The sequence below is a fragment of the Paenibacillus lentimorbus NRRL B-30488 genome (genome assembly GCF_000411595.1).
In the GTDB taxonomy this organism is placed as follows: Bacteria; Bacillota; Bacilli; order Bacillales; family Bacillaceae; genus Bacillus; species Bacillus velezensis.
In genome coordinates this window covers 59,422-84,405 of the sequence record NZ_ANAT01000007.1, presented here as the reverse complement: position 1 = coordinate 84,405, position 24,984 = coordinate 59,422, and the positions used below count along the sequence as shown (strand labels likewise).

20 protein-coding genes and 5 pseudogenes are annotated in these 24,984 nt (G+C 48.5%); 7 read left to right on the top strand and 18 right to left on the bottom strand.

Going from position 1 to position 24,984, the window contains the following annotated elements; genetic code table 11:
- Positions 1–31: 31 nt before the first annotated feature.
- The 5 genes and pseudogenes from D368_RS20010 to D368_RS05735 form a co-directional block, all read right to left on the bottom strand.
- Positions 32–1,510 (bottom strand): annotated as a pseudogene (locus D368_RS20010) (DNA translocase FtsK); the annotation flags it as partial.
- 295 nt (positions 1,511–1,805) lie between these two features.
- On the bottom strand, positions 1,806–2,636 hold the full coding sequence (locus tag D368_RS20005) for a hypothetical protein (protein WP_486129231.1): 831 nt from the start codon (positions 2,634–2,636) through the stop codon (positions 1,806–1,808).
- Positions 2,637–2,803: 167 nt separating this feature from the next.
- Positions 2,804–3,409: a YtpR family tRNA-binding protein gene (gene ytpR, locus D368_RS05745; protein WP_003152375.1), complete on the bottom strand. Its 606-nt coding sequence runs from the start codon at positions 3,407–3,409 to the stop codon at positions 2,804–2,806.
- Positions 3,410–3,423: 14 nt separating this feature from the next.
- Positions 3,424–4,231: pseudogene (locus tag D368_RS05740) on the bottom strand (DUF1444 domain-containing protein).
- Between the two features lie 15 nt (positions 4,232–4,246).
- The gene (locus tag D368_RS05735; protein WP_003152373.1) at positions 4,247–4,570 is read right to left on the bottom strand and encodes a thioredoxin family protein; all 324 of its coding nucleotides are present in this window, start codon (positions 4,568–4,570) and stop codon (positions 4,247–4,249) included.
- Between the two features lie 197 nt (positions 4,571–4,767).
- On the opposite strand from D368_RS05735, the gene D368_RS05730 reads away from it, so the two are divergent.
- The gene (locus tag D368_RS05730) at positions 4,768–5,214 is read left to right on the top strand and encodes a YtoQ family protein (protein ID WP_071391484.1); all 447 of its coding nucleotides are present in this window, start codon (positions 4,768–4,770) and stop codon (positions 5,212–5,214) included.
- A gap of 389 nt (positions 5,215–5,603) precedes the next feature.
- Here D368_RS05730 and D368_RS05725 read toward each other — a convergent pair whose 3' ends face one another.
- Positions 5,604–6,677 carry a M42 family metallopeptidase gene (locus tag D368_RS05725; RefSeq protein WP_003152370.1) on the bottom strand — a complete coding sequence of 358 codons (1,074 nt, stop codon included), beginning with the start codon at positions 6,675–6,677 and terminating at the stop codon, positions 5,604–5,606.
- Positions 6,678–6,835: 158 nt separating this feature from the next.
- On the opposite strand from D368_RS05725, the gene D368_RS05720 reads away from it, so the two are divergent.
- Positions 6,836–7,153, top strand: coding sequence for a PepSY domain-containing protein (locus D368_RS05720; protein ID WP_003152366.1), 318 nt, complete (start codon positions 6,836–6,838; stop codon positions 7,151–7,153).
- A 55-nt stretch (positions 7,154–7,208) separates the two neighbouring features.
- On the opposite strand, the gene D368_RS05715 is transcribed toward D368_RS05720, so the two are convergent.
- From D368_RS05715 to trmB, 3 genes are all read right to left on the bottom strand, one after another.
- Positions 7,209–8,906: an NAD-dependent malic enzyme gene (locus D368_RS05715; protein ID WP_128574626.1), complete on the bottom strand. Its 1,698-nt coding sequence runs from the start codon at positions 8,904–8,906 to the stop codon at positions 7,209–7,211.
- Positions 8,907–8,984: 78 nt separating this feature from the next.
- On the bottom strand, positions 8,985–9,830 hold the full coding sequence (locus D368_RS05710; RefSeq protein ID WP_128574625.1) for a YtnP family quorum-quenching lactonase: 846 nt from the start codon (positions 9,828–9,830) through the stop codon (positions 8,985–8,987).
- A gap of 57 nt (positions 9,831–9,887) precedes the next feature.
- A complete protein-coding gene (gene trmB, locus D368_RS05705) occupies positions 9,888–10,541 on the bottom strand; it encodes a tRNA (guanosine(46)-N7)-methyltransferase TrmB (protein WP_003152359.1) in 654 nt (217 codons plus the stop codon).
- A 186-nt stretch (positions 10,542–10,727) separates the two neighbouring features.
- On the opposite strand from trmB, the gene D368_RS05700 reads away from it, so the two are divergent.
- Positions 10,728–11,006 carry a YtzH-like family protein gene (locus tag D368_RS05700; RefSeq protein WP_003152357.1) on the top strand — a complete coding sequence of 93 codons (279 nt, stop codon included), beginning with the start codon at positions 10,728–10,730 and terminating at the stop codon, positions 11,004–11,006.
- Here the strand turns inward: D368_RS05700 and D368_RS05695 are convergent.
- The 4 genes and pseudogenes from D368_RS05695 to thpR all read right to left on the bottom strand — a co-directional run bounded on the left by D368_RS05695 (position 11,007) and on the right by thpR (position 14,560).
- Positions 11,007–11,803: pseudogene (locus D368_RS05695) on the bottom strand (phosphotransferase family protein).
- A gap of 270 nt (positions 11,804–12,073) precedes the next feature.
- Complete coding sequence (locus D368_RS05690; protein WP_101562352.1) at positions 12,074–13,003, bottom strand: YegS/Rv2252/BmrU family lipid kinase; 930 nt, start codon at positions 13,001–13,003, stop codon at positions 12,074–12,076.
- A 52-nt stretch (positions 13,004–13,055) separates the two neighbouring features.
- On the bottom strand, positions 13,056–13,982 hold the full coding sequence (locus D368_RS05685) for a hypothetical protein (protein WP_024085700.1): 927 nt from the start codon (positions 13,980–13,982) through the stop codon (positions 13,056–13,058).
- 26 nt (positions 13,983–14,008) lie between these two features.
- On the bottom strand, positions 14,009–14,560 hold the full coding sequence (gene thpR / locus D368_RS05680) for an RNA 2',3'-cyclic phosphodiesterase (protein ID WP_101562353.1): 552 nt from the start codon (positions 14,558–14,560) through the stop codon (positions 14,009–14,011).
- An 89-nt stretch (positions 14,561–14,649) separates the two neighbouring features.
- Here thpR and cysK point away from each other — a divergent pair, with 89 nt between their 5' ends.
- A complete protein-coding gene (gene cysK / locus D368_RS05675; RefSeq protein ID WP_014305602.1) occupies positions 14,650–15,621 on the top strand; it encodes a cysteine synthase A in 972 nt (323 codons plus the stop codon).
- A gap of 37 nt (positions 15,622–15,658) precedes the next feature.
- Here cysK and pepV read toward each other — a convergent pair whose 3' ends face one another.
- Positions 15,659–17,050 carry a dipeptidase PepV gene (gene pepV / locus D368_RS05670; RefSeq protein WP_101562354.1) on the bottom strand — a complete coding sequence of 464 codons (1,392 nt, stop codon included), beginning with the start codon at positions 17,048–17,050 and terminating at the stop codon, positions 15,659–15,661.
- Between the two features lie 95 nt (positions 17,051–17,145).
- Here pepV and D368_RS05665 point away from each other — a divergent pair, with 95 nt between their 5' ends.
- Positions 17,146–18,450, top strand: coding sequence for an NCS2 family permease (locus tag D368_RS05665; protein WP_070082232.1), 1,305 nt, complete (start codon positions 17,146–17,148; stop codon positions 18,448–18,450).
- Between the two features lie 32 nt (positions 18,451–18,482).
- Here D368_RS05665 and D368_RS05660 read toward each other — a convergent pair.
- Positions 18,483–19,642: pseudogene (locus D368_RS05660) on the bottom strand (ABC transporter permease).
- Positions 19,639–20,342: pseudogene (locus tag D368_RS05655) on the bottom strand (ABC transporter ATP-binding protein). The pseudogenes D368_RS05660 and D368_RS05655 overlap by 4 nt, the downstream one beginning before the upstream one ends.
- Before the next feature lie 279 nt (positions 20,343–20,621).
- Between D368_RS05655 and D368_RS05650 the strand changes: the two are divergent.
- A complete protein-coding gene (locus D368_RS05650) occupies positions 20,622–20,843 on the top strand; it encodes a DeoR family transcriptional regulator (protein WP_003152337.1) in 222 nt (73 codons plus the stop codon).
- A 127-nt stretch (positions 20,844–20,970) separates the two neighbouring features.
- Here D368_RS05650 and D368_RS05645 read toward each other — a convergent pair whose 3' ends face one another.
- A complete protein-coding gene (locus D368_RS05645; protein WP_128574623.1) occupies positions 20,971–21,690 on the bottom strand; it encodes a pseudouridine synthase in 720 nt (239 codons plus the stop codon).
- Between the two features lie 56 nt (positions 21,691–21,746).
- Positions 21,747–23,384, bottom strand: a complete 1,638-nt coding sequence (locus D368_RS05640; protein ID WP_071391475.1) for a putative polysaccharide biosynthesis protein — start codon at positions 23,382–23,384, stop codon at positions 21,747–21,749.
- Positions 23,385–23,591: 207 nt separating this feature from the next.
- On the opposite strand from D368_RS05640, the gene D368_RS05635 reads away from it, so the two are divergent.
- Positions 23,592–24,857, top strand: coding sequence for a BaiN/RdsA family NAD(P)/FAD-dependent oxidoreductase (locus D368_RS05635; RefSeq protein ID WP_007408798.1), 1,266 nt, complete (start codon positions 23,592–23,594; stop codon positions 24,855–24,857).
- Positions 24,858–24,984: the final 127 nt, after the last annotated feature.

The following is a 24,984-nucleotide window of genomic DNA, read 5'->3' as shown; positions in this document are numbered from 1 at the left end:
ACCATGTTTGTGAGAAAAATGAACGATATTCTTATTCTTGAGAAATGTCAGCGGCCGTAATCAGCACTTCACGGGGTTTGCTGCCCTTCGCTTCTGAGATCATGCCTTCGGCTTCCATCATGTCAATCAGCCTCGCGGCGCGGTTATAACCGATTCTGAACCTTCTTTGAAGGCTTGAGGTGCTGGCACTGTTTTGCTCCACGACGAATTGGCACGCCTCAGGAAACAGTTCGTCTTCTTCCTTAAGGGCGGTTCCCTGCCTGATCAGTTCTTCCTGTTCAAACAAATAAGAAGGCGGCAGCTGTTTTCTGACATGAGAGACGACGCGGTCAATTTCTCTGTCGGACACAAAGTTGCCCTGCAGGCGCACCGGTTTTCCTGTACCGTTTTCCCAATACAGCATGTCGCCTTTTCCGAGCAGCTTTTCCGCTCCCGCCATGTCGATGATCGTTCTGGAATCTACCTGGCTTGAGACGGAGAATGCAATCCTCGTCGGTATGTTCGCCTTGATCATTCCGGTAATGACATCGACAGACGGACGCTGTGTCGCGACAAGCAGATGAATGCCGCAGGCTCTCGCTTTCTGGGCGATTCTGGCGATGCTTTCTTCCACATCGTTCGGCGCGACCATCATTAAATCGGCAAGCTCATCAATGACCACTACGAGGTACGGGAGCTTTTCGCCTGTCTTATGATCGGCCGTTAATTCATTAAAGCGGCCGATATCTCTCACACCCGAATGGGCAAACAGTTCATACCGCCGTTCCATCTCTTCCACAACCCATTTTAACGCGGCGGTCGCGGCTTTGGCGTCCGTGATGACGGGGCTGACCAAATGCGGAATTTGGTTATAAGGCGCAAGCTCGACCATTTTCGGATCAATCAGAAGCATTTTGACATCACTCGGATCCGCCTTATAAAGCAGACTGACCAAAATGGTATTGATGCAGACGCTTTTTCCCGATCCTGTCGCACCCGCTATCAACCCGTGCGGCATCTTTTTCAAATCAATGACGACCGGGTTTCCGGAAATATCGACACCGAGCGCCGCTGTAAGCGGAGACGGATTCGTCCTGAAAGCGGCGCTTCTGATCATCTGCCTTAAATCGACGACTTTGCTTACGCGGTTCGGAACTTCAATGCCGATCGTGTTTTTACAGGGAATCGGCGCCTCAATCCGAATATCCTTGGCAGATAAACTCAGCTTTATATCATCTGCTAAGTTTGTAATTTTGTTCACTTTCACTCCGGGCTCAGGATGCACTTCAAAACGTGTGACGGACGGGCCTTGTGTGACATGAACAACTTGGGCGCGCACATTAAAGTTTTTCAGCGTAACGTTTAAAAGCTCGCGCTGTTCTTCAATCCACGATTGGTCGTCATGTCTTTGCGCCGGCGGTACGTCCAGAAGCGACAGATTCGGAAAGACATAGCTCGCTCCGCCCTCTGGCGTCTTCGTCTGCTTGTGTTTATCGCTTTTAAGCATCATGACGTTAAACGGAACATTGCGCTCTTTCGGCCGCTCCGCTTTTCTCACAGTCTGAGGCTGTCCGGGATGCTCCGTTTTTTCCTCGGCAGGCCGGGACGGGGCATCAGCCGTCTCAATGCTTACAGGTTCAGGCTCGGGGTCTGAATGCCGCTCTGCTTCATTGTACTCAGGCTGAGAGTCTGCTTCCTGTTTCGCGTCGGTTTCAGCTGATTCGGGCTTGTCTTCAGGCTGCGGCTGAACTTCCTCATCGTATCCGGGTTCTGTGTATGTATACACCGGTTCTTCTGCGGTTTCAAAAGGAGGTGCTTTTTCCGGCTCAGGCTCCTGATATTCCCCCCTGCAGCGCCGCTTGTTCCTCTGTGTTTTCAGCCGTTCGGGATGCTTCATACTCAGGCTCTTTAATAGGCTGCGGTCGGGTTTGTTCATGCTCTTGTTCTTCTGTAAAGCCGGCAGACTCCGCGCTTTCGGTGTGCTCCAGCTCTTCAGCCTGCTGCGGTTCTGGTGCCGCAAACACTTGCTCTTTTGCATTCTCAGCCTCGGTGTGAAGCTCCTCTTTTTTAACGGCCTGGATTTCTTCCGTTTCTTGTTTCGCAAACGGGTCTGGCCGGTCATTCGTCTGTTTTGTTATGCCGGATGTTGTGAAGACGGGCTCTTTTTCCGTTTCCTGACCGGATTTTGGCGGAACAAATTGCTCCTCTGACAGCAATGTTACGTTCTCTTCACGCCGCTTTTCGGAAATAGGCGCTTTTTTTATGCTGTGCTGAGATTGAAAGCCGTAAACCGGTGAAGGAATGGATGACGGTTTAAAGGGCTTTTTCACGGTATCAGGCTCTTTATGTGTATGCTGTTTCCGCTCGGTTTGCTCCTTCCCGGCGGCATAACCCCGGGACGGCTGGCGGCGTTCGTGCCTTTCCCGCTGTCTTTGGTTTTGCTCCGTTCGCTTATAGCCGTCCGGAACGACAGGGAAGCGGAAATTCCCTTTCGGATATTCGTAATATATTTTAGGATCTTCCATGCGCGTTAATTTGCCTTCTGGCTGATCCGGTATGTGCTGTTTCGGGATTTGGGCATGCGTGTTCGGTTCACGTTCATGCTCTTCTTCTTTTTCACCTAAAAATAAGTCAAAAAATTTATTCAGCCAACTCATGTTTAATCACTCTCTAACTCCCTTTTTAGTAGTCTGGGACGATATTTAGTATACCATTGCCGGGCGGCTCAGAAAAGATTAAGCTCCCAACTGAAGAAAGCCGTTAAGCAGGCCTGCTTAACGGCTTTCTCTCACATCATTCGATTCTGTGCGCTTATTTATGGGAGTTAGAATTGAAATGCTTCGCCGGCCTCGCGGCTGTCTTCAAGAACAAGAATCCCTTTTTCCGCCGGCGCATCCGGCAAAGCGAGTTCTTTCGCGGAGCAGATCATGCCGCTTGACGGAACGCCTCTTAATTCAGCGTCTTTAATCACAAGTCCGCTCGGCATTACCGCGCCGACTTTAGCGACGACGACTTTTTGCCCTTTGTCCACGTTCGGCGCGCCGCAAACGATTTGAAGGGTTTCCTCTCCCACATTCACTTGGCAGATATTCAGTTTATCCGCATTCGGATGTTTTTCTTTCGATTCAACGTGACCGACAACAAATTTCGGAGAAAGGTCAACCGTCAGCGTTTCTGAAACGCCGTTTCTGTTCAGTATTTCATTCACATCCTGAACGAATGTCTCAGACAAAGCGACGGGGCCGTTGTCCTCAATCTGTAAGTAAGAAGACACGTTAAAAATGTTAAAGCCCGTCGTTTCTTTTGTTTCTTTGTTAAAGATTCTGACGACATCGCCTTCTCTTTCATAGCCGATTTCTTCGCGTGCTGCATCTTTAAGAGAGATCAGAAGCGTATCTCCCACACCTTCTTTATTGTAAAAAGCGTTCATAAGAAAAATCCTTTCTAATCCTTTTTCGGCCGGCTTTTCGCCATGATAAACACAGGTTCCAGTCTGCCTTCATTATACAGAAATGAAAGGGCCGTAATCGGCACCGTGCCGCTTGCAAAGAAGCTCATGGACATTTGCCCTAAAATATCATACCCCGATTCATTTCGAATGTCAGCAAGTATTAATACATCTTGATGCGGAACGGAAATCGCCAATTCGCCTTCAGCGGCCTGCTTGTATTCATGAAGAATCGAATCATTGAGAATCCGGCTGGCGTCATAGCCGTCATTTGCCCTGAAAAATAAAAATAATTGTCCGCAACCGTATCCTGTTTCACGACCGAAGGAAGAGAGCGGAGATTGAATGACGCCGTCTCCCTGATGCGTTCTTTTGTCCAGTTTTCTTTCTCGAGCATACGGCTGTCAATTAAGCGGTACGTCTTACCGAGATCAAGCGCGTAGTAGATTCTCGTTTCGGCCGTATGGTCATCATACACGAGCGGAATGCCGTCGCTCGTTTGATCGGGAAATGACGTGGAGCGAATGACCGGATAGATTCCGGCTTCCTTTCCGGACATCTCCTGTCCGCTGCCTTCCATCGCCTCCATCGCTTCTGACACATAGTAGACGATTTCGTCGATCGCTTCTTCTTTTTCGTCTCCCATTTCGCAATGATCGGCGGGAGCTCCAATGTGATGCCTTTTTTGGTTGTTTGATCCTCAACACGGAGGGTGTCTTTTTCTCTGTCAAAAAAGAAGGATCGGTTCTCGTGCTGCAGGCGCTGTTTTAATAAATCCGCCAGCTTCCTTGACGTCATTTTCAAAGCCCGTGGCCTCCTTTATGCTTTAGCAAGGGAATCGGTTAAAAATTGCTCAATTTCTTCTTTTGTTTTACGGTCTTTGCTGACGAAGCGGTTCACTTCTTTTCCTCCGTTAAACACAACAAAGCTCGGAATGCCGTAAATCTCCCATTCCGCGCATGTATCAATAAATTGATCGCGGTCTACGTAGTAATAAGTGAATTCAGGAAAGTCCGCTTCCAGCTCAGGGAGAAACGGCTCCACAAAGCGGCAGTCCGGGCACCAATCCGCTGAAAACATAAATACCGCCCAATCGTCTTGTACCGCTTTTTGCAATTCTTCCGTGCTTTCAATCTTTTTCATTGTCATTCCTCCATCTGGATTATGAGTTTTTTATATGCTGATGTTTGTCCAATTGGATCATACCAGACTGTTTACGGCAAAACCAACTATATGCAATATCATTATCATATTTCATTTGCATTATCAAGCAAGTTTCGTTTACCATTTTGCTTGTAGCCGTACGAAAATCTGAATATGTACATAAGGAGGGGCAAAAGATGCAGTTTGTCGTGTATTTAGCCGGTGAAATCCACAGTGATTGGCGGGATGAAATCAAACAAAAAGCAAAAGCGCTGAACCTGCCGATTACGTTTGTCGGCCCGATGGAAAACCATGAACGCTCAGACAATATCGGAGAAGAGATTATGGGCGTGCAGCCCGATTCTGTTTTAAAAGACGCCAGAGCTTCTGATATCAACAATTTCCGTACAGAGGTGCTGATGGAAAAAGCCGATTTTGTGATCGCCCTGTTTGGCGAGAAATATAAACAGTGGAATACCGCGATGGATGCTTCTTATGCCGTCGCAAAAGGAAAGCCGCTCATTCTCATCCGTCCGAAAGAACTTCATCATCCGCTGAAAGAGCTTTCCGGAAAAGCGAATATCACGGTCGAAACCGTAAATCAAGCGATGAAAGCACTCTCTTATTTATTTGAAACAGAATAAGCAGGCCGCCTTTATGCGGTCCTGCTTACCTAAACTCACCACTTTGTATTAATCAGTTCAAGAGGAAATTTTATGTTTGTCTTTTTTGTCATAATCATATCTCCTTGCAGAACAAATAAAAAATGCAAATGACTCGACTTTGTGAAATCGCTGCTCATCTCAATGCTTGCAGCATATTTTTGATTTAAAAACGTTTATCATGGCAATAAAGATTCGAGGTTGTTTATTTGGATTGGAACCATTTTGATAATAATATTGAAAAATAATATGTGTTACCTAATTCTATTTTCAATACGCTTTAATGAACTGTCTCGATCATGCGGCTTAAAACAGAATATAAAAACAGCAGTCAATAAGTATTCAAAGGGACTTATTGACTGCTTATTTTTTTACACATTTTCTCTGATCGTTTCAACCGTCTGTTTGTCACTCGCCATGACCAGCTTAATGAGCATTTCTTTCGCCGCGGCATAATCATCGACATGGATGATGGCGGCATTTGTATGAATGTATCTTGAACAAATGCCGATGACGGCAGACGGAACCCCGCTGTTTGATATGTGGACCCGTCCGGCATCCGTTCCCCCGCCTGAAGCGAAATATTGATAAGGGATATTGTGCGTTTCCGCCATATCAAGGACGAACTCTCTCATCCCGCGGTGCATGACCGTCGTTCTGTCGAGAATGCGGAGCAGCACCCCCTCGCCGAGACGGCCGAACAGCTCCTTATCGCCGCTCATATCATTTGCCGGGCTGGCATCAAGCGCGAAGAAGAGATCAGGCTGAATCATGTTGGCCGCTGTCTGCGCCCCTCTCAAGCCGACTTCCTCCTGAACGGTGGCCCCGGCGTACAGATTGTTCGGCAGGTCTTTTCCGTGCAGCTCTTTTAATAGTTCAATGCTTAACCCGCAGCCGTAGCGGTTATCCCACGCTTTGGACAATATTTTCTTCTCGTTGGCCATCGGGGTGAACGGGCAGACCGGCACGACCTGCTGTCCCGGTCTGATCCCCATTTTGACCGCGTCCTCTCTGTCATCAGCACCGATATCAATCATCATATTTTTGATCTCCATCGGCTTTGCGCGCTGGGCATCTGTTAAAATGTGGGGCGGGATGCTTGAGATGACGCCGATAATCGGTCCGTTATCCGTCTGCACCTCGACGCGCTGGGCAAGCAGTACCTGGCTCCACCAGCCGCCGAGCGTCTGAAATCTCAGCATGCCGTTATCCGTAATCTGTGTTACCATAAACCCGACTTCGTCCATATGCCCGGCTACCATAACGGTCGGCGCATCTTCAGCGCCGCGCCTTACTCCGAAAACACTTCCGAGTCTGTCCTGCACGATGTCATCCGCATATTTCGCAAGCTCCCGTTTCATAAAGGAGCGGACCTGATGTTCATTTCCCGGTGCGCCGGGAAGCTGCGTCAGCGTCCGGAAAAGCGTTTTCGTTTCCTCATTCATATTTTCCCCTCATTTCTATGTAATGCTTTTATTTTATTAGAAAAACAACCGTTTTCCAAGCGCTCAGATTGAATGGGCTGTAAAACCGCCGCTTTACTTAACACCGTCTGGCATCTTCTGTATAATAAAAACTACGACATAATTGGAGGTGCTTCATATTGAAATTACGTCATTTTCTCTTAGGTGCAGGAGTCGGATTATGCGCTGCCATCGCAGTGAAAAAGTATGCGATGAAACCTTATATCTCTTCAGAAAAAGCGCTCCGTATCGTGAAAGCGGCTTTTAAACAGCGCGGGCCGATAGACGGATCATGGATTTACACAGAGCCCGAGCCCTACCAGGTAAACGGAGAAACCATCCAGGTATACAAAACCGGCGTGACACGTTCGGCATTCGGCGAACTGGAGCAATATGAAGTTATGGTTAATGCAAAAACAGGCCAGATTGTCGATGTCATTGATTCTGTCGCCTCATAATTCGGACAAGCAAAAAATAAAGCCCAAAACCATCAGCGTTTTGGGCTTTATTCGGTTACATCGGCCGAATTCGTTTATATACGGGGTTCCACATCGCGTCCTGCACCGCTTGGATCAGATCCTCGGGTTCCGTTTCCGCTACACCGTCCTGAATCGCAGCTTTAGCTACGGCTACCGCCACTGTTGCCGATACCGTCCTGAGATCCTCCACTTTCGGAAGCATCGGCGCGCCCGGCTTGCCGACGTCCACCATACCGGCGATGGCATTCGCGCAGGCAACGAACATATTGTCCGTAATGAGCCTTGCTTTTGTCACAATCGTGCCGAGCCCGAGTCCCGGGAATACGAGCGCGTTGTTCGCCTGTCCGATATGGTAGGTAACGCCGTTATACGCAACAGGCGGAAACGGACTTCCCGTTGTGACAAGCGCGCGGCCTTCCGTCCATTTAATTAAATCTTCAGGTTTTGCTTCTGATAATGTCGTCGGATTTGACATCGGCAAAATCGCCGGCCGTTTGACATGTGAGGCCATTTCTTTGACGATTTCTTCCGTAAATGCGCCTGAGACGGTGGATGTGCCGATCAGGATCGTCGGCTTGACCTGACGCACCGTCTCCGCCAGATCAATTGATCCGCCTTCACCGCTGCGGCCGTACTCTTTCACTTCATCAGCAGGGCGGGCGTACGGAACCTGAAAATCACGCAGGTCCTTCATATCATCCGTTAACAATCCGTTTCTGTCGATACACCAAAAGCGGCTGTATGATTCTTCTTCGCTTAATCCGTCATGCACCATAGCTTCGCGCAGCTGCTCAGCAATTCCGATACCGGCCGTTCCCGCGCCGAAGACGACGACTTTATGCTCTTTTAAAGGCACTTTTGACGCTTTCGCACACGCTAAAACAGCTGCAAGCGACACCGCGCCCGTTCCTTGAATGTCATCGTTAAACGTACAGACTTTATCTTTATACCGTTTTAATATGCCGCGGGCGTTAGCCGTACCGAAATCCTCCCAATGAAGCAGCGCATTCGGGAATGTTTCCCGGGCAAGCGAGACATACTCATCAATAAAGCGGTCATATTTCTCGCCGCGCACTCTTGAATGCTGGTTTCCGACGTACAGCGGGTCATTTAAGAGGCTTTCTTGATTTGTCCCGGCATCTAATACGACCGCAAGCACTCGTGACGGATCAATTCCGGCCGCCGCCGTATACACCGCGAGTTTTCCGACAGAAATGGCGATGCCGCCGACGCCCCAGTCACCGATTCCCAGAATACCCTCCGCATCTGTGGCAACGATCAAGTCAATGTTTTCATTTTTTCCGAACTGCTGAAATGCGGCGCGCATTCCTTCAGGGTCATCTATTGACAAATACAGACCGCGGGGTTTTCTGTACTCGTGGCTGTAACGCTGGATCGCGGTGCCGACGGTCGGCGTATATACGATCGGCAGCATTTCGCCTAAATGATCATTTAACAGCCTGTAAAATAATGTTTCATTCCGATCATGGAGAGCTGTCAAGTAGACATTTTTGCTCAGCTCATCAGGCTGCGAACTGAATTGTTCGTAGGCCCGCCTCGCCTGCTCTTCGATTGTCAATACTTTCGGCGGCAGAAATCCCTCGAGCCCGAGTTCCTTTCTTTCCTCCTGTGTAAAGGCCACCCCTTTATTTAAAAAAGGCGTAGAAAGCACTTCTAATCCGCGCAGAGTTGTTTTGATTTCTCCATCTTTCGTCACTTGAAATTGATTCACCTGTCTCTTCCTTTCAAAGCAATTTGTCTTAGGTTTGCTTTTATTCCCGAAATTCATACAGGTAAATCATCGATCCGCCTATTTTTTCTCCCGTCTGACAGATGCAGCCACTTCGCCGTCTTCTCCCCATTTTACCGCTCTGTAAATCGCGTCGTGATAGAAAATCAGCCAGGCGTCTTTTTCTGCCGCGAACGTCTGCCATTTCTGCTTTTGCGGAATGGAGGTCATCGGATAATCATCATATGCCAGCACCCATAGCGGATTTTTATGCGCATTCGTCGGCATCAGGTCGGCAAAATGCACAGCAGTCTCCCCGCCGTCTTCTAAGACGATGACGCTGTGGCCGTCGCTGTGGCCGCCGGTGTGGTGCATCGTAATGCCTTCTGTCAGCTGATACTCGTTCTCAAAGGTTTCGACCTGATCTTGTACCGCCTCCCAATTTTCTCTCCAATATGTATTTTTCGATCTGATATTAGGGTTTCTCATTTCGCGCCACTCTGTTGCAGAAGTGATAATGCGGGCATTCGGGAAAACAGAGACAAGCTCCTCTCCGCTGTATTCCGTCAAGCCGCATGCATGGTCAAAATGAAGATGGGTCATCGCCGCAATATGAATGTCCTCACAGGAAAGCCCGAGTTCACGAAGAGAGTGTTTTAAATTGGATTCCTGTGTTACACCGTAATTCCTTTTTTGTTTATCAGAAAATTTCCCTCTGCCGATACCCGCGTCAACCAATATATTCAGGCCGTTTTTTCTGATCAGAATCGGGTCTGTTCTTAATTCAATCTGGTTTTTGTCATTTACGGGGTATTTTCTCGACCATAAAGGCTTCGGGACAACGCCGAACATCGCTCCGCCGTCCATATGCGTTACACCGCCGTCCAGCCATGTTAATGAAATATTCCCAATATTCAATGTCTCCATCTTGATCCCTCCTGATGTAATGGTAGCAAATGGCGGCATAAAAAACAGACTCCCGCATCAGAGTCTGTCTTTTGTTCTCCATTCAACTTCGGCCCGGTAAATCGGCTGGCCGAGCGCGGAGAATTTTTCTTCGTATTCTGTCATAATATTGCCCTTCGGATCGCTGTTGTGCAGATCAAGACTGACTTCCGTCAGAAGCAGGCCGTATTCGGAAAAGCTTTTCAGAGAGTATTCGAATAAACCGCGGTTATCGGTTTTGAAATGAATCTCACCTGTTTCGCCCATCACTTCTTCGTATTTTTTCAAGAACGTTTTAAATGTTAAACGGCGCTTTTCGTGACGGTTTTTCGGCCACGGGTCAGAAAAGTTTAAATATACGCGCTTGATTTCTCCCCGTTCAAATACGTCATTCAGTGTTTCCGCGTCTATATTTAACAAACGGACATTGTGAGCCCCGCTGTCCTTTACTTTTTGGACGGCAGTGACGATGACGCTTTTAAACAGTTCGATCCCGATATAGTTGATATCCGGATTCTGCTTGGCCATTCCTGAAATGAACTGCCCTTTTCCCGTACCGACTTCAATATGGATCGGGTTGTCATTGCCAAAGACCGTGTTCCACCGCCCTTTATACTGGGCCGGATCACTGATGGCGATGTCAGCGTTTTCTGCCAGAAAATCATTCGCCCAAGGTTTATGGCGCATTCTCATATGATTGACACCTCTATCTATAATTTCGAGTAACAACATACCATGAAACATAAAGAGCCGCAAGCGCCTTTTAAAGGCGCCGGCTGCATAAAAAAAGAGGCTCCCCCGGTCCGGAACACTCATGTGATGCATAAAACCGCACCGCTTTGCACAATGTATGACACAGAAAGGATGTGTATATGAATCATGGGCTTAACAAGCGAACATCAGGTCCGGTTATTAAAGGACATATTGGCCGACCATCAATTGGATTGCTGCGGCACGGTTGCCGAGTATGAACAGCTGGAGCGCGTCATCAAATCACTGATGGCCAACACCGGGCTTGATTCAAATATAAAAAACGTGCTCGAGGATGTCTACCGCTACAGCCAGTCCGGCATCACGGCCGATTCCATCGACACGCATATTCAGGAGCACCAAAACCATTTGTCCCAATGGGTGGAGCAGATGGATTCGTACTCCTGACTACTTGACAATCCGCTTCATCAGGGCATGAAGCTCTTCCATGGCATCATGATACGCTTTGTCGTTTCCTTTTGATTTGTGCCAGGCGATGAAGGTGATGGTCTCCGATAACATGTACCACGCCATCCGCAGCCGAAGCCCTTCCGTGAGCTTCATGCCGTACATCCCAAGCCAGCTGTCCCACGCTGGCTCTTCGACGTAATGATACAATAAAGGGCCGAGATCCATGGCCGGATCGGCTATCATGGCGCCGTCCCAATCTATTAAATACAGCTGGTTGTCTTCTGACAGAAGCCAGTTATTATGATTCACATCACAATGGCAAACGACTTTTTCACCGAATTGCACCTGATCCACATGAGCTTCCAAATAAGCAAGGCCTTCCTGAATAAGCGGCGAAAATTGCCGCACGGCAAAGACGGCCTGCTTCAGCTGCGACAAAAGGGCGCCCGGATCAAGCGGTTCTTTTCCCAATCTTTTCAGCATGTCGAGCAAAGCTTTTGATGTGTGGATTTTGCGGAGCAGCTCAGCCACCGGGCGTCCGCTCATATCCTTTGCCTTCAGCTCCCTGCCCGCCATCCAAAGCTGAGCCGTAATGACGTCTCCGTTTTCCATCCGTTTTGTCCAAACCAGCTTCGGAACAATGCCTTCGGCGGATAACACGGCTAAAAAGGGCGAGCTATTACGTTTTAAAAAAGCTGTTGGCCGTTATGTTTCGCATAATATGCATCTCCTGTAGCTCCTCCGGCGGGGAAGATCTCCCAATCGCTACCTAGTAATTGTCCCAACCAGTTCATATCAATGTTCAACCCATCATTTCTTAAAATATTTTAGAATAGGCCTCCAGCCTTTCTCTATTGGCGGAGCGGCCTGTCATAAACAATTTCATGAGAATAAAAAAGACAGCTATTGAGAGTCTCATATGCTAATCAATAGCCGTCCTATAAATTTTAGCGCTACAGCACAAACTTCGTCAAGCAAAACTAGCAAGAACACCTGTGAATTCTGAAGATTTATGCCGCGAACCGCTCTTTGCCGTGAAACATTTGACGGGTTTCATTTGTTTATTATGTTTTTATTTTCAACGGCGCGCTGCCCGGCATAAGCCGAAACGGCGTCGTTCCGATCAGCTCGCCGTCAGCGTGAAACGGAATTTTCCCATCTGTTTCAAAAACGAATTCCTTCCCCTTTATCATCGTCACTCCGTCCATTTTGATATGCCGGCCGAAGCTCATCGCCCATAAAAAACGATACAGCGAGAAAAAGGACAGGTTTTCTGCAATGACAATATCAAAATGGTTTTGACGGGGATTTGCTGAAGGCGCCGCTTTCATGCCGCCTCCGTAATAAGGGTGATTAGCCGCAATGACAAACCAGACATTGCGGAATTCACACCTCTGGCCGTCTGCCGTGCAAACAAATCTGAACGGCTGAAACCCTGAGGCCGTATGTAAATGCGCGAGCGGGTAAATCACAAAGCCGAGACGCAAAAACCGAAGAACGCGCGATAACGGAAAATTCGCGGCTGCCTTCAAAACTGAGGCATCGAAGCCGACAGACAGGTGGTTAATAAAATAAAGTGATTGCGCTTTGTCATGAAAAAAGTTGATGTTTCCCGCAAAAAATTTCCGTGTGAGCGGGCGGTGCAGACTTTTGATTTCTTGGAGGAGCGCCGACTTCTTAATACCGAGCCCTTTGGAAAAGTCATTGTACGAACCGGCGGGCACAAAGGTCAGCTCAATCTGATCCGTTCCCTTAAGTCCGTTAATGACTTCATGCATCGTCCCGTCACCGCCGATGACGAACAGCCGCTTAAGCTTATGATCCTGCATCATTGAAATCTGTCTCGCCAGCACCTCCGCATGTCCGGGATGCCCGGTCAAAAAAGAGCGGTGGCTGACCCCGCGCCTGGTCAGCTCTTTTTGAACTGATTTCCAGACACGCCGGCCCCGCCCGCCTCCTGAGACCGGATTAATAATAAAAAACCATTGACTCATCGTTTGTTTTCACCTGCTTCATAGATGAAGAGACAGCCGGCAAACGTCCGCTTTAATCAAGCCATTCCTGTCTCCGGCTTGAATCGCTCAAGCCGTAAGACAAAAGAGCCTTCGCCGCCTTCAGCTGGTGGTGCTTGATCGGCGCCGTATTTTTCTGCTGCTTTTCCAGCCACCCTGCCGCAGTCCGTTTATCAGCTATTTCCAGCCCGTACGGCGGCTCCGGGTAATCAATATAAGACGTTCTGCTGAGTAAAAGCTTCCGCACGGGAATGTCGGCCTGCTTTTCTTTTACGATTTGCGAAACGACCGAGCCCGTCCGGTGCAGGCTGAGCGACGGATTCAATACTTGGCGCGTGCTGCCGGAGCCTCTTTCTTCCCAAAAACGGTGTTTTGATCCGATATATACGCTGTCCTCTTCCGCTTCCATAAAAGCGGCGCAGAAAATCTCCAGCGGCGAGATGATGATAATGCTCAGTTCGACGGACGCCTGCTGAATTTGCAGAACCGGATGATACATCACAAAATAGGAATCGGGCAGTTTTTGAGCCAGCATTTTTAACATCCTGTCCCTTTTGACCGCCTGCGAAAGCTCAGACTTTTGAGAAAGCGTGGAGCTCGCCCATTTTAATTGAAAGTCATACAGCTGATCTTTGAAAAAAGGCGCGAGCTCAGACTTTTGAGACGGAAGATTCCCGAACAGCGCCTCTTCTCCCTCCGGTTCATCAAACCATTGGTGCCTCTTTTCATTTATATCGGCCGTATTTTCTTCTTTTCTCTTTTTTAAGGAAAATTTTTTCCTGGCCGGCGCTTGATCGGTTTCCCCGCCGGCAGCCGTTTCCGTTTCTTCCGTTATCCGGTCAAACGCTTCAAGAAGCGCCTCCCAGCGTTCTTTCTTCAGCCGGATAAACTGGTTCATATAATGGTATGGATCAAGTTCATATCTGGATATGCAGTCGTGAATTTTGATGATCTGTGCCATGTGATTTCTCCACTCCGAATATTTGTTTATGTCAATTGAAACTGTGCGATTTCTTCGTATTTAGGCGACCGGTCAAGATGGGTCTGAAACAGGGAAAACCGGCTGACGGCACTTTGCACCCTGCCGCTTTCAAACGGCACATCGTCAGAAAACGGCCGGTCTCCCGCCCACTTCCGCGCCATCGTCATATGAGGGTGATACGGCCGTTTTTCCACTTGAAAACCGGCTTTCAAAACAGCCTGTTTTGTTTTTTCCCGCAAATCAAAGAGCAGTTCATTCCGTTCGGGCTCAAGGTGAAGCACTCTCGGCTGTCTGCGGTCGCCGAAAATATCCAGATGCTGAAACTGTACGGTAAACGGCTGCGCTGCCGACGCAGCATCTGCGAGCAGAGACGATAATTTCGCAAGCCGTTCTTCATCCGCGGCTCCGAGAAAAATCAGTGTAATATGATAGTCATGCGGGTGCACCCATTTTTTGAATGATAACGCCGGCTCCTTTTTGGCTGATTCCCAAATCGGTTCAGCAATATCAGCCGGAATCGGAATGCCGATAAAATAATGCGGCAATGAAGCTTTCATACGAGGATCTCCCCCTCTTTGGTTATGGTGTTATTATAAAACGGATAAGCGGAGAGGAGAACCCTGTCCGCTCATTATGATAGGATATTATGTACCGAACGTTTTATACAGAAAGGAATGAGCCGGCCTTGAAAATCGTAAACAGCACGGCGGAGCTGATCGGCGGCACACCGATCGTAAAGCTCAATCGCCTTCAGCCAGAACATGCAGCACAGGTCTATTTAAAATTAGAATCGTTTAACCCGAGCGGCAGTGTCAAAGACAGAGCGGCTTACAATATGATCATTGAAGCGGAAAACAGCGGGCATTTAAAACCCGGCTCTGTCATCATCGAACCGACAAGCGGCAACACAGGCATCGGCCTGGCGATGAACGCGGCGGCGCGCGGCTACAAGGCAATTCTCGTCATGCCTGACACGATGACGAAAGAACGCATCAACCTCCTGAAAGCGTACGGCGCGGAGGTTGTGTTAACACCGGGGGCGGAAAGAATGCCCGGCAGCATCAAAAAAGCGAAAGAACTCGCCGAACAGATTCCGGGAAGTTTTATCCCGATGCAATTCGATAACGGCGCAAATCCAGATGCCCACCGAAAAACGACCGCCATTGAAATCTATCAGGCCGTTCAGCAGCTCAACAGACCGCTCGGTGCTTTTGTGGCAACGGCGGGAACGGGCGGAACCATTACCGGAACCGGAGAAACGCTGAAAGAGCTTTTTCCGGATATGATTGTTCATGTCGCCGAGCCTGCAGGATCTCCCGTCCTGTCTGGCGGAAAACCCGGCGCTCATAAGCTTGTCGGGACAAGCCCCGGATTTATTCCCGGCATACTGAATCAGGACGTTTACGATGAAATCATGAAAATATCTGATGAAGATGCGTATACGACAACACGGCGTCTGGCCCGGGAAGAAGGCATACTCGTCGGCCCGTCTTCAGGCGCCGCCTGCTTTGCCGCCATTGAAACCGCCAAACGCCTCCCTCCCGAACAGATCGTCATCTGTATGACGGCCGATACGGGAGAACGTTATTTATCAACGGATTTATGGTCATTTGAATAATAAAAAGGGATGCCGCTTTCGGCGTCCCTTTTTATTATCACTTGGCAAGCTCATAAATGGCTTCGGCATATAAAGCCGTTGACCTGAGAAGGTCATCGATTTCAATGTACTCATCCTTTTGATGCGCGCTGTCAGGCCGGCCGGGGAACAGCGGCCCGAACGCGACGCCCGCCGAAAGGGATCTCGCATACGTTCCTCCGCCGATTGAAATCAGATCCGCTTTCTTTCCCGTCTGTCCTTCGTAAACCTTTTGAAGCGTCTTTACGAGCGGATGATCGGCAGAAACGTGGTGCGGTTTGCTGTCTTTAAATTCTTCAAGCCGGAATTCTTCAGCAGACGTAAAAGCATCACGGATGACTTTGCTGTCTGAAGTGACGGGATAACGGATGTTGATGCCGAGTTCTCCATCCTCACCCTTTCTGTATGTAAAGGTGCCGACATTCAATGTAAGCTCTCCGCTGATGTCATCCCTGCAATCAATTTTCAGCTTTTTGCCTCGTGTATCATTTAAAAAATAGTCACTGACGGTTTTGACAAAGTGCTTTCCGGCTCCATCCAGCTCTGTTCCGTTAAGGCATTCAGCAAGCTTTAAGCCGGCATTGATACCATTATCCGGTTCCATCGCGTGGCATGATTTTCCGTACACCCGAAGCGTCAGTTTTCCATTTTCCGAAACTGCTTCACCTTGTGTTTTTGACTGCTCAAGCCATTTGCTGAAATATGCGTGCACGGCATCAAGACCGTTCCCTTCAATAACCGCTTCAGCCGCATCCGGCACCATGTTCAAGCGCAGTCCTGAACGGAATGACAGAAGCACGTTTTTTGCGTCTTTGTCAGAAGCGCTTTTTACAATACGCAGTGACGCATCTATAATTCCTTTTTCCGCGTTAATGATCGGAAAGTCTGCGTCAGGAGCAAAGCCGATGTCAGGCATTTTTTCGTGTTTGAAGTAGTGATCCACGCATCTCCAATCACTTTCTTCATCCGTTCCGATGATGATTCTCACGCGTTTGGATAAAGGGAGCTGCATGTCTTTGACGATTTTCAGCGCATAAAACGCCGCCATTGTCGGCCCTTTATCATCAATGGCCCCTCTGGCATATATCCGGCCATCCCTGATATCGGCTGAAAACGGATCGCTCGTCCAGCCGTCTCCGGGCGGAACGACATCGACGTGGCACAAAACGCCGACGATTTCGTCACCCGTTCCCCATTCAATATGGCCCGCATAGCCGTCAAGATTCTTTACGGTGAAACCTTCTTTTTTACCGAATTCCAGCAGTGACGTCAGGCTGGCATTGACGCCTTCTCCAAACGGCCGGCCGGGACCGGCTGTTGATTCGTCCATTACGCTGTTGATCTGCAAAAACTTCTGCGTGTCACGGATCAGATCTTCTTTGTTTCTGATGACTTCAACTTCCCAGTTCATCACAAATCCCCTTTCTTGATAAAGACTTGCAAAATGTCGATAAAACGAATAATATAGATGATGTTTTGAAAAAATGTTCGTCATTGGAGGTACTTATGTTTCATCTCGACAAGCATCAAACGACAATAAAAAGAGAAATTACCGCGGGATTGACCACCTTTTTCACAATGGTGTATATCATTGTCGTCAATCCGGTGATCCTTTCCAATGCGGGAATTCCGTTTGACCAGGTGTTCACCGCGACGATTATCGCTTCCATTGTCGGAACTTTATGGATGGCTCTCGCTGCGAATTTTCCGATCGCCATTGCCCCCGGCATGGGCTTAAACGCGTATCTCGCCTTTCACGTTGTCGGCACAGGCAGCGGCATTACGTATCAGACGGCTTTCAGCGCCGTTTTTATCGCGGGAGTCATCTTTATTATTTTATCGTTAACGCCTTTAAGAAAACAACTTATAGAAGCGATTCCGGACAATTTAAAATACGGAATTACGACCGGCATCGGCTTATTTATCGCTTTTATCGGCTTACGCCAATCCGGAATCATCACGGCTGATAAATCCAATCTGGTCGCACTCGGCGATCTTCATTCGCCCGCCGTCATTTTAACGCTTATCGGACTTATCATCAGTATCGTGCTGATGGTGCTGAATGTAAACGGGGCTCTGTTCATCGGAATGGCGCTGACCGCCGTCATTGCCTTTTTGACCGGACAGATCCATTTTGCGAAAGGGTTCGTTTCATTCCCGCGCCTGCCGGAGGGCCTTTTGATCACAAATCCGTTCGGTGCCCTCGGGGATGTCGTGCATCACGGTCTGTACGCCGTTGTGTTTTCTTTTCTTCTCGTTACGATTTTTGACACGACCGGCACCATGATCGGTGTCGCCGAACAGGCGGGATTGATCAAAAACAATCAGCTGCCGAATGCCAGAAGAGCGCTGTTGGCTGATTCGACAGCTACGACGGTCGGAAGCATCTTCGGCACCAGCCCGACGACCGCGTTCGTTGAATCTTCAGCAGGTGTGGCCGCCGGCGGAAGAACGGGTCTGACGGCGCTGACGATTGCCGTTATGTTTGCCGTTTCCATGTTTTTCAGCCCGCTTGTCAGCGTCTTATCGGAAGTGTCCGCGATTACGTCACCGGCTCTGATTATTGTCGGCAGCCTGATGATGGGTGCTGTGTCGAATATCCGCTGGAATGAGCTTGACGAAGCGTTCCCGGCCTTTCTCGTCATTTTGGCGATGCCTTTAACGTCCAGTATTTCAACCGGAATCGCACTCGGCTTCATTTCATATCCGCTTGTTAAAGCAGCTAAGAAAAAATGGCGCGAAATCCATCCTCTAGTCCTCATCTTCGCCGTGCTGTTTTTTATTCAGCTTTTTATTTTGAACGGACATTAAGAAAAATCCCTTTCCTTTTCGGAAAGGGATTTTTACATATAAAGAACGGAAAGAATCGCGGCAATGAGACACCAGGCGGAACAGATGATTTGAATGACGGTTAATGCACTGTTTCGCGCCCGGAAATAGTCATCGCTGTCTCTCTTGATACCGCTTAAAACCGGTTTATCCGTGATCCGGTCAAATAAAAGCGACGCGGCATAGCGGCTGACGATCGCAAATAAAATAAGGACTGCCGGCTTCACTAAGAGCGGAAGAACGAGAATAAGAGCCGTAAAAGCCGCGGTTAAAAGGTAAAGCTGCCGGAGATACCCGCCGTTTCGGATCAGCACTTTAAAGAACAATTCTTTCCACGCCGTATACGCCGACCGTTTTGTAAAGATGTGCTTTGAGCCGGGATATAAAAACGGCTTGTTCCGCCCTTTATTTTTACCATTCGGGAGCTGCACATCATGGCTGAGCATCAAAACAGAGGCGGCGAGTGAAAGCTTCCGCCCGTTCTCCTCAAGCACTTCTTCTTCAAAGGCTGATAATGTCTCCGTCCCTTTCCAAGTCAAAAAAGCGGAACAGATGAACAATATACATCCCGCCGGCCAAAGCCAATACCATTCGGCGGCAAAGGTGATCATAAAAAACGCACCCGCCATCAGAACCATCACTTTCAGCCAGCCCGCAGCCTGATTCCCGAATGTCCGCCTGCTGTTTTTTCTGTGCCGGTGCACCGCTAATATCGCGGTATGGAAGCCGAACAGACAGCAAAACATACCTGAATATGCCGGTAAGGTACAGTCACCGTACTGGCGCCATAAGGGAAATAACAATACGGCAAGCGCACCCCATTTGATAAGGGAAAGGAACATCGAATACAAAAGCGCGTACCGTTTCAGCTTTTGCATCAGATGTTTTGCATGCACCAAAAACACGTGATCCGCTTCCAGCAAAAAGGTATGAATAAAACCCGTGCATAACAGCAGGGCACTGAATACATACAGCCAGCCCCATCCCAATACACCTGCCGCTCCATTAAGAAGCCCCCTGCCGTTCAGCCATTCAGCATATTGATAAACGGCAAATGCGGCAGCGGGAAGAACGATATACAGCGCGACCGTCCAATCAATGACCGTCTGAAACACCTTCCATTGATACCGCCAATAATGAAACAGCCTTTGAAAAACAGAGCCCGCCCGGTCATCGCTGACTGCTCCGAACCGCTGAATAAAAGCAATCCAGCAGTGAACGGCTCCCCGTTTTTCCTGAAGCTCCTCTAACGTGCCTTGAAGAAGCAGAGCGCCCTGATCCAGCAAATAAAATCGGTCGCAGATTTTTTCCGCCGTATCCAGAACATGCGTGCACATCAAAATCCCCGCGCCCCTTTCTTTCTCAGCAATCAGCATGTCGGAAAACAGCTTTGTTGAGATCGGATCAAGTCCGATAAAAGGCTCATCAATGATGTAAATATCCGGCTTCGCCAAAAATGCCTGTATGAGCATCAGCTTTTGCTGCATCCCTTTTGAAAAACCGGAAGGCAAATCATGTTTTACAGACGTCAGCGAAAACTCTTCAAGCAGCCGCCCTGCCCGCTCACGGCACTCTTCCCCTTCTATTCCCCGCAATGACCCGGTCAGCTCGAGGTGCTCCCAAAGCGTGAGTTCATCGTAAAAACTCGGACGCTCCGGTATGTAAGCATAAGATGAATCATTCCACTCAATACCGCCTTCTATATCCCGGGACAGCCCGAGAACCGCCTTTATCACTGTACTTTTCCCCGCGCCGTTCGCTCCGATTAAACCGGAAATTTCACCAGCGTTGACTGACAGAGATACATTCGAAATCACCTTCGGCCTGTCAGCATAACCGGCGCAGACAATGTTTGCATTCAATAATTCTCCCAAACTTCTCACTCCCCCGTTTTCATACGGACATGTATAAAAAAAGTTTCAGTTTCCATAATAATAAAAGCGGGCCGGACATAGTAATGCACCAAGGCTGTACCCATTTGAAAAAATTACCTGCGCTTATTCCTAGATTCATGTCGTCCATATCGTGTATAATGGAGGCAGTTAAAAGAGAAAAAACAGAATGTCATCCTTTGTTGCTTATTCGTACGAAGTTTTAGAGTCGAAAGTTGTGGTATATCAAGTCCATCCGATCTTATGATAGGGAGTGGTTTTTTGAAACCTTCAACAAATCGTATGCTGACTCGGATTAAATCAGTTTACATGTTCATCCAGGAAAAAGGCCTTGTGACAACACAGGAACTGGTTGATGAATTCGGCATTACACCTAGAACCATTCAGCGAGACTTAAATGTGTTAGCATACAATGATCTTGTTCATAGTCCTAGCCGAGGCAAGTGGGAGACAACACGAAAAAAAGTGAAAATTACATCTTAAGCGAACAATTACATAAGGCCCTTTTCGGCCTGACATGCTGCAAGGCAAAGCAGCGTCTTTGCCTTGTTTTTTGTTCCTCTATATAAAAAGCCCAAAACAAATCTGTTTTGGGCTTTTCTGATATCGATTACACTTCAGCGCCTCTCAGCGTTTCGAGCTCCTCTTCAGTCAGCTCGCGGAATTCTCCCGGTTTAAGATCCGGGTCAAGAGAAACAGCCCCCATCGAAAGCCGCTTCAAATAAGCCACTTCATTTCCGACAGCCTTTGCCATCAGCTTCACCTGATGATATTTGCCTTCTGTAATGGTCAAGTGAATCACCGTTTCATCCGGGCTTTCTGTAATGATTTCAACGGCTGCCGGCTTCGTCTTATAGCCTCCTTCAATGACGACGCCTCTTTCCAGATGAACGATGTCTTCCGGTGACAGAGGTGAAGTTAACCGGACCTCATATGTTTTAGGCACATGCTTTTTCGGAGAAAGGAGGGGATGAGCGAGCTGCCCGTCATTGGTGAGAAGCAAAAAGCCTTCCGTATCCTTATCAAGACGTCCCGCCGGAAACGGTTCAAATCGCTGTTCTTCAGGCGTCAGCAGATCAACCACCGTTTGCTGGCGGCTGTCTTCTGTAGCGGACAGCACTCCTTGCGGCTTATTCATCATGACATAAATAAATTCACGATAGTCTGCCGGCTCTCCGTATACCGTGATGTCCTGTTTTTCCGGGTCGACATGGGTTTTCACATCTTTCGCCGGCTCTCCGTCAATCATGACAGCCCCGGCCTTGACGATTTTTTTCACATCTTTTCTTGAGCCGAATCCGCTGTTGGCAAGCAGCTTATCAAGTCTCATCCTGATCCTCTCCTTTAAAAAGAAAAGCCCGCGATAAGCGGACTATTCATTATTTCTCAATGGGCGGAATGCCTGCCTCTCCTCAAAACGCGGGGCAGACGGTTTCCAAACATTTTCTGTAAAAATCCGATTCGGTACGCGGCAAACATGTACACCGCACCGCCGACAGCGGCGCAGACAAAGACGACAATCGCCGCATGCATCTGGCCGCTTTGGTATGTTACAAAGAAGCTGAGCAGCCATTGAGTCAGCTTGACCGCGACTCCCATCACGACGGACAGGACTGCGATTAAAATGACCCGTTTTATAAGTACCGTATACGAATAGCCCGCATGGCGCTTAATCATGATAAAACCGTACAGAAGAGAAGCGATATAACCGAGCGCCGTTGCCAAGATGGCCCCGTCTCCCTGAAACAGCTTGATCAGCGGCACGTTCAGCACCACTTTTATAATGACGCCGATGAAAAGGCTCACGACAGCAAATTTCTGCTTATTAATCCCTTGCAGGATCGCGGCGTTTACGGTAAACAGAGAAAACAGAATCGCGACAGGCGCGTACCAGAACAATATATCCTGTCCGATATCCGGGCGAAGACTTTCAGAGCCGTAGAAGAATGTATAGGCCGGACCCGATAACACGGACATCCCGACAACAGCGGGAATAACCAAAAACAGAATGATTTGCATCGTCTGGTTAATCTGCTGGTTCAAAAGCTTATAATTCCTGCTCGTAAACGATTCAGTAATCGTCGGAATCAGCGTCAGACCGAAAGCGGTCGCCAGAGAAACCGGGATCATCACAAGCTTCGGCACATAAAGGGTGACAATCGCAAGCATGTCCTGGCTGATATCCTTATGGCCCGCCGCAATCATCGCTTTATTAAACGTATTCGTATCGATATACGAATACAAAGGAATCGCCAGTCCGACAAATACGTAAGGAGCGGCATAACTGAAAAGCTCAATGAACATTTTTTTATAACTTAAGTTCGCAGACGGGACGAGATTCGGCTTCATCGCCAGAAGATCGCCCTTCCGCTTATTCCAGTAAATATAAAGGACGACAAGCCCTCCGAATGATCCGATCAGCGCCGCGAAAGTCGCGTATCCGACTGCGATGACAAGGCCGCCGTTGATCACTCTTAAAATCAAATACGTTGCGCCCAATAAAAAGATGATCCGGGCAAGCTGCTCCACAACCTGTGAAACGGCTGTGGGCCCCATCATCTGATGACCTTGGAAAAAACCGCGCACAAGACTCATAATCGGCACGACCAAAAGTGCCAGACTGACCATCCGGATGACATAAACGACGTGGTCAATCGTAAGTCCGTTGTTACTCGTGCCGCCGAGAGATGTTTCCGCAAAAAACGGCGCCGAAATATAAAGAATTGAAAAAGCGATCATCCCGGTTACGAGCATAACCGACATTCCCGCTCTCAGCATCCGCCTGCTCGTCTCATAGTCTCCTTTGGAGTTATATTTCGAGACAAATTTTGAAACCGCGGCGGGAAATCCCATCGTGGCAATGTTTAAAAACAGTGTATATTGATTATATCCGTATTGAAACAAAGCTCCGCCCGTCGCTCCGACCATCGCTCCGAACGGGATCAGATAAATCATCCCTAAAATCCGCGATATATAGGTGCCGAGCGTCAGCACGAACGTGCCCCTTAACAATTTGCTTGACATGTTTCCTCATCACCATTTTCTACGAAGATTCAACTTTTCTATTTTAACACAACTGGGCAATTAGACGGTAATAAATACAGCGGGAAACTTTTTGGGAAAGCTCTTAAAAAAACAAAATACGTTTAAGGAATCCCTTTCTTTCGCTATAATAGCAGAAAGCGGACATTTCCGCCTATTATATGTGAAAAAGAAAGTTGTTGATGAAATATGAAACATTATGACGTCATTGTGATCGGCGGCGGTCCCTCCGGTTTAATGGCTGCGATTGCCGCAGGCGAAGAAGGGGCGGACGTATTATTAATCGATAAAGGAAACAAGCTGGGACGGAAGCTGGCGATTTCCGGCGGCGGACGCTGCAACGTGACCAACCGCCTCCCCGTTGAAGAAATCATCAAACACATTCCCGGCAACGGCCGCTTTTTATACAGCGCGTTTTCCGAATTTAATAATGAAGATATCATCGCCTTTTTTGAAAAACTCGGCATTCAGCTGAAAGAAGAAGACCACGGGCGCATGTTCCCGGTGACGGACAAAGCGCAAAGCGTTGTCGATGCGCTTTTGAACCGATTAAAACAACTGAATGTCACCATCCGCACAAATGAAAAAATCAAAGAGGTGCGGTACGAGAACGGCAGGACAGCGGGCATTACGACAAACAATGACGAACACATTAACGCAGACGCCGTCATTATCGCGGTCGGCGGAAAATCAGTCCCGCATACCGGCAGCACCGGAGACGGCTATGCATGGGCGGAAGCGGCCGGTCATACCGTGACCGAACTCTTTCCGACGGAAGTGCCGGTTACGTCGTCAGAACCGTTTATTAAACAAAAAACACTTCAGGGGCTGTCCCTTAGAAACGCGGCCGTCAGCGTCCTGAATAAAAAAGGCAAACCAATCGTCACACACGTGATGGACATGCTGTTTACCCATTTCGGCTTGTCAGGCCCCGCCATTCTCCGCTGCAGCCAGTTTGTCGTCAAAGAACTGAAAAAGCAGCCCGAAGTCAAACTCCGCATCGATCTGTTTCCCGGCATCAACGAGGAAGAGTTATTTCAAAAGATGCACAAGGAACTGAAAGACGCACCGAAAAAAGCGCTCAAAAACGCGCTGAAGCCGTGGATGCAGGAACGGTATCTGCTTTTTCTTCTGGAACGGAACGGTCTTGATCCGCAGACAAGCTTTACAGAACTGCCGAAGGATCAATTCAGGGCTTTTGTCAAAGACTGCAAACAATTTACGGTTGCCGCTGACGGAACGCTTTCTTTGGACAAAGCGTTTGTCACAGGCGGAGGTGTTTCCGTAAAAGAGATTGAGCCGAAACAAATGGCGTCTAAAAAAATGGAGGGCTTATATTTTTGCGGAGAAATACTCGACATTCACGGCTATACCGGGGGCTACAATATCACTTCAGCCTTTGTCACGGGTCGTCTCGCCGGTTTGAATGCAGGACGTTTCTCACGCTCGCTGTAAATGGTTTAAAGCGCATTTACCTGAGCGTCCCCGTTGATAATTGACCAAAAACATGATACAGTTTTCTGCGTTTTGTTTCACCTGATTGAGGGAACAGGAAGAAAGGAATGATCTGCAATCGTGCGAC

What these genes read in the sequence shown, in the direction of transcription:
- D368_RS05700 (WP_003152357.1), top strand. Translation starts at nt 10,728, where the DNA reads ATGGGCTTAACAAGCGAACATCAGGTCCGGTTATTAAAGGACATATTG.
- pepV (WP_101562354.1), bottom strand. Translation starts at nt 17,050, where the DNA reads ATGAACTGGGAAGTTGAAGTCATCAGAAACAAAGAAGATCTGATCCGT.
- D368_RS05685 (WP_024085700.1), bottom strand. Translation starts at nt 13,982, where the DNA reads ATGGCACAGATCATCAAAATTCACGACTGCATATCCAGATATGAACTT.
- D368_RS20005 (WP_486129231.1), bottom strand. Translation starts at nt 2,636, where the DNA reads ATGAGTTGGCTGAATAAATTTTTTGACTTATTTTTAGGTGAAAAAGAA.
- D368_RS05725 (WP_003152370.1), bottom strand. Translation starts at nt 6,677, where the DNA reads ATGAATGAGGAAACGAAAACGCTTTTCCGGACGCTGACGCAGCTTCCC.
- ytpR (WP_003152375.1), bottom strand. Translation starts at nt 3,409, where the DNA reads ATGAACGCTTTTTACAATAAAGAAGGTGTGGGAGATACGCTTCTGATC.
- D368_RS05635 (WP_007408798.1), top strand. Translation starts at nt 23,592, where the DNA reads ATGAAACATTATGACGTCATTGTGATCGGCGGCGGTCCCTCCGGTTTA.
- D368_RS05730 (WP_071391484.1), top strand. Translation starts at nt 4,768, where the DNA reads ATGCAGTTTGTCGTGTATTTAGCCGGTGAAATCCACAGTGATTGGCGG.
- D368_RS05710 (WP_128574625.1), bottom strand. Translation starts at nt 9,830, where the DNA reads ATGGAGACATTGAATATTGGGAATATTTCATTAACATGGCTGGACGGC.
- D368_RS05640 (WP_071391475.1), bottom strand. Translation starts at nt 23,384, where the DNA reads ATGTCAAGCAAATTGTTAAGGGGCACGTTCGTGCTGACGCTCGGCACC.
- trmB (WP_003152359.1), bottom strand. Translation starts at nt 10,541, where the DNA reads ATGAGAATGCGCCATAAACCTTGGGCGAATGATTTTCTGGCAGAAAAC.
- thpR (WP_101562353.1), bottom strand. Translation starts at nt 14,560, where the DNA reads ATGAAAGCTTCATTGCCGCATTATTTTATCGGCATTCCGATTCCGGCT.
- cysK (WP_014305602.1), top strand. Translation starts at nt 14,650, where the DNA reads ATGTACCGAACGTTTTATACAGAAAGGAATGAGCCGGCCTTGAAAATC.
- D368_RS05735 (WP_003152373.1), bottom strand. Translation starts at nt 4,570, where the DNA reads ATGAAAAAGATTGAAAGCACGGAAGAATTGCAAAAAGCGGTACAAGAC.
- D368_RS05690 (WP_101562352.1), bottom strand. Translation starts at nt 13,003, where the DNA reads ATGAGTCAATGGTTTTTTATTATTAATCCGGTCTCAGGAGGCGGGCGG.
- D368_RS05665 (WP_070082232.1), top strand. Translation starts at nt 17,146, where the DNA reads ATGTTTCATCTCGACAAGCATCAAACGACAATAAAAAGAGAAATTACC.
- D368_RS05645 (WP_128574623.1), bottom strand. Translation starts at nt 21,690, where the DNA reads ATGAGACTTGATAAGCTGCTTGCCAACAGCGGATTCGGCTCAAGAAAA.